This window comes from Lactiplantibacillus sp. C232, assembly GCF_023806725.1.
Classification (GTDB): Bacteria; Bacillota; Bacilli; order Lactobacillales; family Lactobacillaceae; genus Lactiplantibacillus; species Lactiplantibacillus plantarum.
In genome coordinates this window covers 51866-65396 of the sequence record NZ_JAMSKZ010000017.1, presented here as the reverse complement: position 1 = coordinate 65396, position 13531 = coordinate 51866, and the positions used below count along the sequence as shown (strand labels likewise).

The following is a 13531-nucleotide window of genomic DNA, read 5'->3' as shown; positions in this document are numbered from 1 at the left end:
GCTTCTTGAACAACTAAATCAGTAATATTTGGGTCTTTAATTTGGAGCAGTACTTTAGTAGAATGGTCTTGGGACATATCTGACACTCGCTTTCAATTGGTTTTGGTCGACTTGATTATAGCACAGGACGATATGTCCTTTTGTTGTACATAAAAATAGTGTTGATGGATTTTATCCATCAACACTAAATATCATAGACCCGACAAATTGCGATATATCCAAATGAAACAATCGTGAAGACACGTCAATCTCAAAGTAAAAGTTGAACCACTCAAGGAATCGTGCTGTTCACTTAGACAGATGGCTCAGTCGCGACGTTTAAATCTTCATTTTAAGTAATTGATCAATAAACCGTTGTTCATCAGTGGTTGGTAAGTACCCAGCCCGTGTGACCACCGAGATATTGAAGCTGACCGGCAATTGATCTTTGATTTCCAAACATACGACGCCATCATCCGCTTTAACCACATCACGAACCAGTAAGCTAATGCCCAAGTTGGCTTTAACTAAGGCTTTGACCCATGAGATATCGGGGGTCCGGTAGATAACTTCTGGATGTACCCCGGCAAAGTCACAATAGGCTCGGAAGGCTTGTGGGTGCACGTATTTGCCATCTAATCCAATGAACTGTGCCTGACCGAGATCCTTAAAACTAACGGCGGCTTGTTTCGCCAAACTATTTTGAGGACTCACGATAATACTGAATAGCCGTGCCCCTAAGCGAACCGCACGAACTGTCGGCAAATCAAATGGTAAGTAGGACCCTAATAACGCGATGTTGATCTCACCATGCACTAACTTACGCAATAGCTCATCTGAGCCCGTTTCCGTTATTTTTAACTGTTGCAGTAACCCGTTCTGAAGTAACTTTTCTGCAATTTGAGGGAAATATAAAGTGCCAATAATTGGTGGTAAGCCAAAACGAATATCAGTCTGTAACGTACTCTGAATTTCGCGATGAGCAAGTTGCAAACTGGCCTGGATCTGGCGTGCATTCTTGTAAAGCAGCTGACCGGCCCGGGTAATATTTGTCTGTTGATGGCGACGGTCTTGAATCACCAATTTGACTGCAAACTCTTTTTCCAACCGATGAATTGCTTGAGTCACTGCCGGTTGTGAGACCGCAAACTGCTTGGCGACCATCGTATAATTTTGGCAATCAACTAACGCCCGAAAATAATCTAAATCACGTGTATTCATCCGCGCTCACCAAATTCCTTCATGTACATCGCCGCAATCTTTTGCTGTAGCTCAGCCACTGAATGCCGCCGTGAACGCGCGCAATCCTTGGCTTCGCGGTGACATAATAAGCAACGACGCTTCGGCAGTCCCAAATCCGTCCGCGACAGCGCGCGCTGTGAACCCGCTTGTAAGATATCAATATCATATAAGCGACCTAACGGATCGTGTTCTTCAAACGCGACCGCCAGCCGTTTGCTAGTCGCAAAGTCAGTCGTCAGAATCAAGAACCGCTCATTACCCGCCGGATGATTCCAATCAGCTGCCACCGTGTATGTCGACAACTCAGCTTCAAACCGCTGGACACCGGCCAAAAACAACCGTCGTAGTGCAGCGTTATTCTTAATCGGTCCCGGAATATTCAACTTGATCGCCGCAATCGTGGCCCGGGGGTTAGTCGCTGTCAACTGTTGCTGATACGCGACCCGTTGATCACGGGCTGCTAGCATTGCCGTGATTGTTTGCGGTTCACCGGTTGTAAAAATCGTCGCCATGCTTGTCACTTTCTTCCTATATGTTTGTTATATTTCCAGCTTAACCGAAATTAGTCGATTTTTAAACTAATTTCTTTGGTCTCTAACTACAGCCCAAATCAAAAATAGCCCACGCACCGATTACTCAAGCGCATGGACTATTGATTTGGGTTAGTCAAAATAACTTATTGTAAATATTTGAACATTTGTTGTCCGGCTTGACGGCCAAAGATCACCGTTTCAGCGATTGAGTTACCACCAATCCGGTTATTGCCGTGGAGACCGCCGACCACTTCACCGGCTGCAAACAGGCCGGCAATCGGTCGTTCGTCCTGATTCAACACTTGGGTTGCTGGATTAATGGCAATCCCACCCATCGTGTAGTGAACAGCTGGCGCAATGTGAATTGAGTAGAACGGTCCCGCCGCAATATCGCGATCCATCCCAGTTGTCCGGTTAAAGGCCGCATCATTATGGTTAGCGACTGCCTGATTCCAGTCAGCCACCGTCTGTTTAAGCGTCGCAGCGTCTAAGCCTGTCGCAGTCGCCAGTGTTTCCAAGTCAGTCCCAGTCTTTACCAGGCCAATGTGATCATAGAATTCAACCGCTTTGACCCGGTCACGAATACCGCGGTCAAAGATCAAGTAGGCACCAGTACCACCCAGTTGGTCGATAGCGGCCGTCACGTTCTTACGCGTGTCGAGTTCATTGACGAAACGAGCCCCCTGGTTATCGACCAAAATCGCACCTTCGCCCCGAACCGCTTCACCGATTAAATAAGCATGATCTGTATCTTGTTGGACCGTCGGATGAACTTGGACTTGGTCCATATCAACCAACTTAGCCCCAATAGCTTGTGCCAACAGAATCCCATCTCCAGTCGCGCCCGGCTGATTGGTCGTCTGATAGTTTTTAAGATCATCACGATACTGGCCTAACAAGGTCTTATTCGCACCGAAGCCACCGGTTGCTAACAAGACGGCTCCAGCCGTAATCGTGACAGCTCCATCTGGGGTTGTTGCCTTGACGCCACTAATTTTGCCGGCTTCGACGACTAGTTCATCGACTTTGACATCTGTGAAGAGTGGTAACTGGTCAGCCGCCACTTGTTTCAACAACTCAGTGACTAAGAAACCACCAATGGGAGCCATGGAACTTGGCCGATGGGTCCGCATCACACTCATCCCACCAGTAATCGTCAAATCATCCAACTTAATGCCGTGGTCTGCTAACCAGTCAATTGCGAGCGCACTGTGTTCCGTGAAGAATTTCAACAGTGCTTGGTTATTCATACCGCCACCACCTTTAAGGGTTTCGCCGTAGAAATCGCCAAAACTATCAACAATATGGTGATGCAATTGGACGTTCGTCTCCGCCGCATTCATACCGGATGAAGCCCGGGTGGTGTTACCACCGATTTTCGGCATTTTTTCTAAAATAACCGGGTTCAGGCCCAATTCATGTGCCTGGATTGCCGCAGTCAAACCCGCGCCCCCCGATCCAATAATCACTACGTCATAGTTCGGTTTTAGATCCGCTAAGGCGGTTGGTGTAAATGTAAACTTTTCAGCCATTGATTGCCACTTCTCCTCTCAATTCGTCCGGGGTATTCCCCAGGATGGAACCAAAATCTCATTTATTATTGTCGTTAACTGGACACGGGCCACCATTCCAAGTCTAGGAACAATGACCCGTGCCACCTTGATCCACGTTAACGGTTCAACGCCGATCAATACTTATTTTAGCTTAATCATCAATATTCGTCATATCCAGTGGAACCATCCATTCATCGAATTGTTCCGCGGTTACTTTGCCAGACTTGATGGCTGCTTCACGCAATGTCGTCCCCGCTTTTTCAGCTGCTTGAGCAATCATCGCACTATCATGATAGCCAATATGTGGTGACAATGCCGTAACCGTCATCAAGGAACTGTCGACTAACTCTGCCATCCGGTCTTGGTTGACCGTCAAACCAGCAATCATTCGGTCAGTGAAGCCGGTAATCGTTCCAGCTAACAATTCAGCAGATTCAAGGAAGGCATCAATCAAAACGGTCTTGTAAACGTTCATTTCAAAATTACCTTGGCTAGAAGCTAAATCGACGACCACGTCATTCCCCATAACTCGTACCGCTGCCATAGTGATGGCTTCAGCTTGGGTTGGGTTAACTTTCCCAGGCATGATTGATGAGCCGGGTTCGTTAGCCGGAATGTTTAATTCGTCATAACCGGCCCGTGGACCGCTTGCCAAGAACCGCACATCATTGGCAATCTTCATCAAATCGGCTGCTAGGGTCTTGATGGCCCCGTGAACCACGTTTAAGCCAGAATGATGGGCCAAACCATAGAACTTATTGGAATCAGCCGTAAATTCAATCCCATACAATTTGCTCATCGCCGCAGCAATATTTTCAGCAAAATGAGGGGCAGCATTTAGACCAGTCCCAACGGCGGTCCCACCCATTGCAAGCTCGCCTAACGTTGGATTCAACTGTTTTAAGTAGGCAATATCATGTTCAATCGCACTGGCCCAACCACTCACTTCTTGGCCAAAAGTTAATGGCGTTGCATCTTGAAGATGGGTCCGGCCGATCTTTACTACCCGCCAGTACTTCTTTTGTTTGATCTTCAATTCCGCTAATAAGTGTTCCGCTGCGGCAATCAGCTTATCCACGGCAACTGCGGCCGTAATGTTCATCGCCGTTGGGAAGATATCGTTAGAGCTTTGACCATGGTTAACATCGTCGTTCGGCAAGATTTCAATATCAGGATTGATCTTACCAGCCATGTGTGCGACCACTTCATTAACGTTCATATTCGTTTGCGTCCCCGAACCAGTTTGGTAAACAACCAGCGGAAAGTCCTTACGCAAATCTTCATCGTCGAGCGCTAATAACTTATCAATGGCAGCCACGATTAAATCAGCTTTTTCAGCAGTCATTGCTTCAACTTCTTTATTCGCAATCGCTGCGGCCCGCTTAATTTGAAGTAATGCCCGAATCATTTCCAACGGCATCTTCGTACCAGTCGGAAAGTTATGGCGACTCCGTTCTGTCTGAGCACCCCATAAGGCGTTCGCAGGAATTTTAACTTCGCCTAAAGTATCTGATTCAACTCGATATTCTGTCATGTTGATAACCTCCAATTAATGTGTTGGTAAGCGCTTACTAAGTGTGTGAAAAAAATAACATTTAGTTTATAAACCTAGTTTAGCGCCCCCATATAGCTATAGTCAAACTCAGTTTTAGCTATAAGTATTAGTTATGAGGTTTATGTAACAGTCGTTTGGCGCTGAAAGTTTGCGGTAACTGTGTGTTTGATAAAAATGTTTATTTATTCACATGTTCCGATTTATTTCTGTTGACCAATTTTACTCGTAATCGTCATTTTTTGCATACTCTGGAGGTTAAAGTCAATATCGGAATAGGACGCACACCAGCTGACAAACAACATTTCTAACTGTCGGGCCCTTTTCAGTCCCGAATCATGTTAAAAATTCAGGACATCGCTAATTAAAACAAAAATATCTCTACTAAATTGATATTAGCCGAGATATTTTTGATAAAGACATTGCTATGTTTACTTATCAGTTCCAACTGAATATCCCCATCTAACAGTATACTTAGCGATTCAACCATAGTCCAAGCACCAAAAGGACAATCATGATACCTAAAATCTTGGCATGGTTCCAATACTTAAACAGCAAGTCAATAATTGCAACCACGACAAATATAATCAGAACCGACATAAAATACAACCAAACATTACCATTAACACTGACCGTCACAACAAAACCAATAACGGCTAACCATGGTAAATATTTATCAATAAATAGCTTAAAATTTGGAAATTGCTCCATCACTTAATCACCCGCATCACCTTATAGTTCTTTGCAAACAATTGTATGCGTGAAGCCTCCTTACAACGACGCATTTCAATATATAAACACGAACAACTATTTATATTGTACTACATATTCATTAACTTGCTTATCAGTCTAAGCAACCAAATAAATCTTACCATTTCCCAAGCCGATAAATATTATTTGTCTCCAGTATCTGTTCGCTACAAGTGTCTATAAGGCGCATTGGTCACACGTACAATAGAACTGCCCTGCTTAACTCATTTCAATTCACCATAAATAAAAATGACCCAGCTAGTCATCAGCCGGGTCATTTTTGTCATCAATATCTTTTAGTCCTTCACCGCTTTAATCGTATCAATAATCGTGCCATCGCGATATTCAATCAAGGCAACGGTGCGATCTGTAAATTCAAGTGGTTGGGGTTGGCCGACTTTCTTTTCGGCTAATTGTTGTAATTCTTCAATCGTATAGACCGGCACACCTGGGACATGACTGAGTGCTTTAACTAGGTCTTGACGCCGGGGGTTGATTGCAATCCCGTATTCCGTCACAACCACGTCAATGGAGTCCCCCGGCGTTACAACGGTTGTTACTTCTGGCACAATCGTCGCTAACCGACCACGGACAAGTGGTGCAGAGATAATGGTCAGTTTGGCCGTAGCCGCGTCTTGATGTCCACCAATGGCGCCACGAATCACGCCATCCGAACCGGACATGACGTTGACATTGAAGTGCGTATCAATTTCCAACGCACTCAGAATGGCAACATCCAATTGATCAACCATCGCTCCTTTATTATCAGGGTCAGCGTACCATGATGCGTCAATTTCTTGTTGATTAGGATTGGCGTGCATCGATGCTGCCGCCCCTTTGTCAAAGTCTTGAACATCCATGACTTTATCAACTAACCCTTCTTCGAGCAAATCAGTGGTTGGTTTCGTAATACCACCAAGTGCAAACGATGCTTTGATTTGATTATCGAGCATTGCTTGCCGCAAGTACCGAGTGACAGCTAACGCAGCACCGCCGGAACCAGTTTGGAATGAGAAGCCGTTTTTAAAGTATGGTGAGTTCACGATCACATCATTAACGGTCTGGGCAATCTTCAATTCCTTTGGGTCCTTGGTGAAGCGCGTCGCACCTGAACCAATCTTGTCAGGGTCACCAACTTGGTCGACTTGCACGACGTAATCGACTTGTGTCTGTTTAATTGAGGCCGGTGTATTTGGATAAGCCACAATATTATCGGTCAATAAGACAACTTGGTTGGCGTATTGCGCATCCATCAGGGCGTAACCTAAGGAACCAAAGACTGCTTTACCAGCCATCCCGTTCGCATTTCCTAGTCGGTCAGCATTCGGCACACCTAGAAAGGCGACATCAATTTTAATATCACCATGTTCAATGGCCCGGGCCCGATTACCATGAGAACGGAAGATTACGGGGTTCTTTAAACCACCGTGTGAAACGAAGTCCCCAAGAGAGCCCCGCATCCCCGAGCTAGTAATATTCGTAATCGTTCCGGCCTTAATTGCTTCGATCACCATATCGTTCATCACGCCCGTTAAGGAGGATGGCGCCAAGGTCAAATCTTTAATACCGGCATCAATAATGGCCCGCATCACTTGATTGAAGACGAAATCCCCATTACGAAAATGGTGGTGAAATGAAATCGTCATACCATCTTTGACAGTGGCTTTTACCACGTCAGCAACGGAATCAACGACTTTGTTGTCCCCTGTTGAAACGTGAACTTTGGGGGCCACCCGTTGAATTTCAGGATGTCCGATTTCGGTTGACTCAAAACCTTGGTAATTTAACTTCGTCATTAATTCTGCTGGTAATTCGCGGTCTACACTATTTTTCAATGTAATTGCCCTCCTCGTCGAGTAAGTTGGAAACTTTGGCTAAGCTCATCACACGTTGAGCCCGCAAAACAACGGGCCGGTCTACCATTTGGCCATTCATGGAAATAACACCAGAACCCTTGATCCGGGCTTCCTCAATCGCGGCGATGACTTTTTGGGCCTTAATAACTTCATCCTTGGTTGGTTCATAGACTGAATTGACCATTGCAATCTGTCGAGGGTTGACCAATGATTTACCGTCAAATCCTAATTGATGAATATGCCGCGTCTCACGGTAGAAGCCATCGGGATCGGCCATGTTTGTAAAGACCGTATCGAACGCGGCGATTCCAGCGGCACGAGCAGCATGAAGCACCATGTTACGGGCAAATTCCAGTTCCGCGCCATCAGGATAACGGTGGGTCTTCATGTCCGTCGTATAATCTTCTGCTGACAAGGCGATCCCAATCATTCGATCCGAGGCTGCCGCGATTGCCGGGGCATTAAGCACGCCCTTAGCGCTTTCAATTGCAGCCATCAAATGAGTCGTGCCAACTGGTATCTTAAATTCAGCTTCAGCTGCCGCGACATCCTTTTCCAACGTTTGGATCATGGTAGCCGATTCGACTTTTGGCAAACGGATAACATCAATGCCAGCCTTGACCATTGCTTTGACATCATCAGCGTAATACTTGGTATCCAAACCATTGATTCGAACGACCAATTCAGCGTTGCCATAATCTTGCGTTTTTAACGCTTCGTAAACCAGCACCCGGGCCGCATCCTTTTCAGCCATTGAGACGGCATCTTCCAAGTCAAACATGATCGAGTCTGCACCGTAAATCCCGGCATCCTTTACCATGGCTGGATTATTACCAGGTACAAACATCATTGTCCGCCGTAAGCGTTCTTCATTTTCAGCCATTATAATACCTCCCATGCTGGTGTCGTGGTTTCTAACGCCCGTTGTGCTGCCGTAATGGTCCGCGCTTTAATGACGCAGTCCAACGCCCCTTTATCAACAGCGCGCACCTTCACATTATCGATATTCAATTGTTGAAGCGTCGTCGTGATCACGTGCTTGATTTGTGCCCCGAACTGTTTGATAACATCCGATTCAAGGTCGATTTGAATGCCGTTGTCTCCCGCCATTAACATAATTTGAATATCAGATGATTCCAAGGTTCCGGCGACTGCCGTTGTCTTAATTTCCATCAATTTTCATTCCTTTCTGAATTCGCGCTTGTAATGTTGTTAGGTTATTTTTTATAAACTGGGCCGTTGTTGCCGGTACCAGTTGGTTTAACTCAGTTAAGTTGCCGCTTTGAATCCGTTGCCGAACAGTCCGCGCCGAAATTGGTTGATTAGCCACCGTCGTTCGCGATATCACTCGTACAGCAACTGCCGGTGGTAATTCACGCTGCAAAACTCGGTTATAAATCGCAGTCGTCCGCGACGTCGGTTCACTACCAACGAACCGGGTCGTAATGTGCAGTGCTGGTGCAAGTTGCTGCTTAAAGATCCGGGCGTCCAACGTCGTCTGCGCCTCAATTGCGCCCGCCGCTGAATCCAAGAAGTAGGCTGGAAAGGTCGCTGCACTCACGAGATAGTCCTGCCCGCTGACGACCCGAACGTTGGCCAAGTCGGCTGTTCCTTGTTGAACCAGCTTAACGCGCTCGGCCGTACGGAATAGACTCGCATCTGTCGCAACGACGAAGACGTAAACTAAATCACTGACCGCCGCGGCTTGTTCCACTAAATAGCGGTGTCCCCGCGTAAACGGGTTCGCATTCATGACAATCGCGCTGACACGCTGTTGTGCTTGGTTGGGAATCATCGGCAACTGTTTGACAAAATCCGTCATATCCGGTGCGCCGTTTTCTAATACGGCCGCTTCATCCGAATGAGCTAATTCTTTAAAGCCTACGTGTTGAAAACTCGCTGAATACTTGGCCTTGGTAAATACCATCATATGAAAGATCTGTGCTTGAAACAGCCGATTGACCAGTGCACTCACGATTTGATTAAACCGGGCCCCCGGCTGACTATTCTTATTACAGACACCCACATATTTAAGCACGTTGCCAGCTAACGATCCGGTCCCAACAAGTTGGCCATCCTCGATCAATCCTAAGGTCACATCAATATGTTCAACCTCTTGCGGGCTAAAATTAGTAATCCCTAATGACATTAAGAATTGTTGCCACTGGGCATGCTCGTGCGGATTATTTAATTGCATTTCAACAACTTGCGCTGCCATCAGACAACCTCCTATGATTAATGCTGTGCTTGCGCGTACGTTGCAACGGCCGCCGTCACGTTCGGTACCACTTGTGAATCAAAGACGCTCGGCACAATCGTCGTCGCAGTTGGGTTCGACACGGTCTTAGCCAAAGCCTGAGCCACTTGGATCTGCAACGCATTATCAACTTGCTTGACCCCATTTGTGAGTAAGCCCTTGAAGAGCCCCGGGAAAGCCAGAATATTATTGACCTGGTTTGGATACTGGCTAGAACCCGTTGCAATGACTGTGGCCCCAGCCTTCTCAGCTACTGCTGGATTGATTTCTGGCACTGGATTAGCGAGTGCAAAGACGATTGGATCATGATTCATCAAGTGGACGGCCCCTGCTGATAAGACGTTGGCGTCTGACAAGCCAATGAAGACGTCCTGGTCGGCCATGACCTTCGCCAGTGGTTGCCCCTTTAGTTGTGCAGGTGTTCCCAACTGTTTGGCAAGATTCCGTTGATACTGGTTGTACCGCTGATCATCCGCTGTAACGACCCCGTAAACATCGACCAAGGTCAGTTGTTTGACACCGACCGCTGCTAATAACCGAGCTGTAGCTAACCCGGATGCGCCGACGCCGTTGACAACGATGCGCATCTGCCGTAAGGACTTACCGACTACGTGAGCGGCATTGATCAGTCCCGCCAACACGACAATTGCGGTGCCTTCCTGATCGTCATGATAAACCGGAATATCAAGCTCATCTTTCAAGGCCGCTTCTAGTTCAAAACACTTAGGCGCCGTAATATCTTCCAGATGAATGCCCGCAAATGAGAGCGACATGTTTTTGATTGTCGCCACCATTGCTGGCACGCTGACCTGATTTAACGCCAGCGGAATCGCATTAATCCCAGCGAGGTTCTTGTATAGGAGTGCCTTACCTTCTACGACCGGCAAACCACCCGCGGGACCAATATTGCCGAGGCCCAGTACTGCTGACCCATCCGTGATCAACGCTACTAATTTACCACTCATCGTGTATTTTGCCTTTAATTCCGGATGCGCCGCAATCAGCTTGGAAATCACCGCAACACCAGGTGTATATGCTTTACCTAAATCAGCCTTATCGGTCACTGCAAGGTCTGAATGAATGTCCAAAACCCCCGTATGGGCGGCGTGCAACTTTAAAATCTCATCTTGTTCTACCATCAATATCTGCCTTCTCTTCTCAAAATAATACCGTTCACTTTGTTATCCCCAGTGTACGACCATTTTTTAAAAATATCAAATTTAGATTGGATTTTTATAATTTTTAAAAAGTCAGCTTTTCTGGTATAATAAACTTAAAATATTATAAACGAGTTTTAAAATTTTAAATCTTAGGTTGATAAAGAGGTCATCGATATGGACGATATGAATCATCGCCGCCTGTTGATTGGAATTGCACATGATTATTACTTATCCAAAATCAACATCGCTGAAATTTCAAAGAAATACCAAGTCAGTCGTTATCTAATTTCAAAATACTTAGACGAAGCCATGGCAACCGGCCTAGTCAAAATTAACATTAACACCCCCATCGAACGAAATAGTGAGCTGGAGGCTAAATTTAAACATCGTTTTCCAATTGAACATATTTATATTATCAAAGACGCGGATACCACGAGTGACGATGAACGCCACGTAATCGAGTTTGCCGCCGAAACAATCCAGCGCCAGATCATTCAAAGTAATGTAATTGGGGTGGCATGGGGTGGCACTGTCCTTAGCGTCATCGATAATTTTCAAACGAGCACTCGTGATGACTTACTGTTCACCCAGTTTATGGGTGATAACCTGAAAACGAACGCAGCGAACGGCTCAACACCGTTGGTTCAAAAAGCCGCCGCTAAGTTCGGCGCACAGTACGTCACCATCCCGGCACCACTCTACTTGTTTAATGATCAAGCACACCAAGCATTGGCTCAAGAACCAGCCATTACACCGGCCATCAGTAACTTTGACCGAATGGACATGCTATTTGCCGGAATTGGCACCTTAGCATCCATTGACTCGATTCCCGTCTGGCATCAACATCGCCAAGCCATTCTGGGTGGCGCTGATCCGCAGGCGGTGGTCGGCCTGTTATACGGTCGGCCATACGACATCAATGGTCACATTCTGAACGCCGACCACGACAAACTCTTTGGCGCTAAAATGCCCGCCATTCTCAAAGTGCCGCGTCGTTTCGGCATCATCAAAAGTAAGTTCAAGAGCGAAGCCTTACTTGGCGCCCTCCGCGGACAATTACTCACTGACATCATCATTGATGAAGCCGTCGCGAATCGGGTTCTCCAAGAAGATCAAGCCACACCACTATCCAAATAATCCGCTTCTTCGAAAACAGGTACCAACGCTGACCGTTGCCGGCAGCTTGGTACCTGTTTTTATGCTTAAAATCAGACTACCAAATACCAATCACTTTCATCCAGAGGGCGCCAACGCCACCCCAAACGACTAGGTAGAAGAGACCTAAAATAAAGTTTAACTGCCACCATTTTCCCTGAGTAACATACCCAGAACCGAAGAGAACACTCGCCGGGCCGTTCGCATAATGCGTCGTCGAAGCGAAGATCGAACCAGTAAAGCCAAGTATCAGTGCAGCAAAGGTTGCTGGCGCTCCCGCGGAAACCGCGACCCCAAGTAAGGCACCGTACATTGCGGAAACGTGGGCAGTCCCACTAGCAAACAAGTAGTGACTGTAGAAGTAGAACAAGACGAGTGCCGCTAAAACAATGCCCCAACTGAAGCCTTTCAAGGCACCACCAATCGCGCCAGACAACCATGGAATAAAGCCGAGTTTGTTCAACTCATTAGCCATGAAGATCAAAATTGAGAACCACACCAAGGTATTCCAAGCACCAGTTTCGTGTAGCACGTCATCTACCGATAGAACTCCAGCAACGAGTAGCAAGGAGACGGCCATAAAGGCAACTAATGAAGCTTCGAGACCGATAAAGCTGGATAACATCCATAAGACTAAGGCTAGCAAGAAGACGCCGCCCATGATTTTTTCTGGAAGACTCATCTTACCCATCTTTGCCAGCTCATCATCCGCCCATTGCTTGGCATTGGGCGTATCTTTAATTTCTGGTGGATACATTTTATAAATTAAATATGGCACAACCAATAAACAAATAAGTCCTGGGACAATCCCGGCTAAGAACCATTGCATCCACGATAACGTGATGTGTAAACTCTTGGCTAACGTGACAGCAACTAAGTTAGGCGCCATCGCCGTCATGAACATCGTACTGGTGATTAAATCACCATGAAATTCTGCGAACACTAAGAATGAACCGATTTTACTTTGTGTGCCATCCTTGGGATCAGAACCAAACGTTTCAGCTAACGACTGAATGATTGGATAAACAATCCCACCAGCACGGGCCGTATTGCTTGGCGTTGCGGGTGCTGTTACTAAATCGACGCCAATCAGTGCGTATGCCAAACCCAACGTTCGTTTCCCAAACAGCCGCACAAACACCAACGCGACACGTCGACCTAAACCAGTATTGATGAAACCACGTGACATAAAATACGCCATCGCAATCATCCATACCGTACTGCTCCCAAATCCGGCAACCGCTGTATCCATAGGCACGATGCCCAATAACACGGTTAGTGTCAACCCAATGATTGCGACCCCGGCGATTGGTAACGGCCGCGTAATACAACCAATAATGGTTGCCACAAAAATTGCCAGAATATGCCATGCGTTCATCGAAACACTGGCTGGTTTGATAGGACTACTTAACCAAATGATCAGGCCCACCAATAACGGTGCAATAAAATCACGATACTTGACCTTATTTAGTGTCATCTCAATTCCTCCTCATA

General features: G+C 46.5%; 12 protein-coding genes. 1 reads left to right on the top strand and 11 read right to left on the bottom strand.

What is annotated here, in order from left to right; genetic code table 11:
- Window positions 1-318 precede the first annotated feature (318 nt).
- The 10 genes from MZO41_RS14010 to MZO41_RS13965 form a co-directional block, all read right to left on the bottom strand.
- Window positions 319-1200, bottom strand: coding sequence for a LysR family transcriptional regulator (locus tag MZO41_RS14010; RefSeq protein ID WP_058906906.1), 882 nt, complete (start codon window positions 1198-1200; stop codon window positions 319-321).
- A complete protein-coding gene (gene citX / locus MZO41_RS14005; protein ID WP_003644113.1) occupies window positions 1197-1733 on the bottom strand; it encodes a citrate lyase holo-[acyl-carrier protein] synthase in 537 nt (178 codons plus the stop codon). The genes MZO41_RS14010 and citX overlap by 4 nt, the downstream gene beginning before the upstream one ends.
- A gap of 164 nt (window positions 1734-1897) precedes the next feature.
- A complete protein-coding gene (locus tag MZO41_RS14000) occupies window positions 1898-3286 on the bottom strand; it encodes a flavocytochrome c (RefSeq protein ID WP_013355356.1) in 1389 nt (462 codons plus the stop codon).
- A gap of 172 nt (window positions 3287-3458) precedes the next feature.
- Entirely contained in the window at window positions 3459-4841 is a 1383-nt protein-coding gene (locus MZO41_RS13995) for a class II fumarate hydratase (protein ID WP_003641313.1), read from the bottom strand.
- A gap of 492 nt (window positions 4842-5333) precedes the next feature.
- On the bottom strand, window positions 5334-5570 hold the full coding sequence (locus tag MZO41_RS13990; protein ID WP_013355355.1) for a flagellar biosynthetic protein FlhB: 237 nt from the start codon (window positions 5568-5570) through the stop codon (window positions 5334-5336).
- Window positions 5571-5905: 335 nt separating this feature from the next.
- Window positions 5906-7444: a citrate lyase subunit alpha gene (gene citF, locus MZO41_RS13985; RefSeq protein ID WP_003641305.1), complete on the bottom strand. Its 1539-nt coding sequence runs from the start codon at window positions 7442-7444 to the stop codon at window positions 5906-5908.
- A complete protein-coding gene (gene citE, locus MZO41_RS13980) occupies window positions 7434-8348 on the bottom strand; it encodes a citrate (pro-3S)-lyase subunit beta (RefSeq protein WP_003644111.1) in 915 nt (304 codons plus the stop codon). Before citE ends, citF begins: the two co-directional genes overlap by 11 nt.
- Entirely contained in the window at window positions 8348-8638 is a 291-nt protein-coding gene (citD, locus tag MZO41_RS13975; RefSeq protein WP_003641303.1) for a citrate lyase acyl carrier protein, read from the bottom strand. Before citD ends, citE begins: the two co-directional genes overlap by 1 nt.
- Complete coding sequence (gene citC / locus MZO41_RS13970) at window positions 8628-9683, bottom strand: [citrate (pro-3S)-lyase] ligase (RefSeq protein WP_013355354.1); 1056 nt, start codon at window positions 9681-9683, stop codon at window positions 8628-8630. The genes citD and citC overlap by 11 nt, the downstream gene beginning before the upstream one ends.
- A gap of 17 nt (window positions 9684-9700) precedes the next feature.
- Window positions 9701-10861 carry an NAD(P)-dependent malic enzyme gene (locus tag MZO41_RS13965; protein WP_022638286.1) on the bottom strand — a complete coding sequence of 387 codons (1161 nt, stop codon included), beginning with the start codon at window positions 10859-10861 and terminating at the stop codon, window positions 9701-9703.
- Between the two features lie 195 nt (window positions 10862-11056).
- On the opposite strand from MZO41_RS13965, the gene MZO41_RS13960 reads away from it, so the two are divergent.
- Window positions 11057-12019 carry a sugar-binding transcriptional regulator gene (locus MZO41_RS13960; RefSeq protein WP_003641300.1) on the top strand — a complete coding sequence of 321 codons (963 nt, stop codon included), beginning with the start codon at window positions 11057-11059 and terminating at the stop codon, window positions 12017-12019.
- A gap of 76 nt (window positions 12020-12095) precedes the next feature.
- On the opposite strand, the gene MZO41_RS13955 is transcribed toward MZO41_RS13960, so the two are convergent.
- The gene (locus tag MZO41_RS13955) at window positions 12096-13514 is read right to left on the bottom strand and encodes an anion permease (protein WP_013355352.1); all 1419 of its coding nucleotides are present in this window, start codon (window positions 13512-13514) and stop codon (window positions 12096-12098) included.
- Between the last annotated feature and the right edge of the window lie 17 nt (window positions 13515-13531).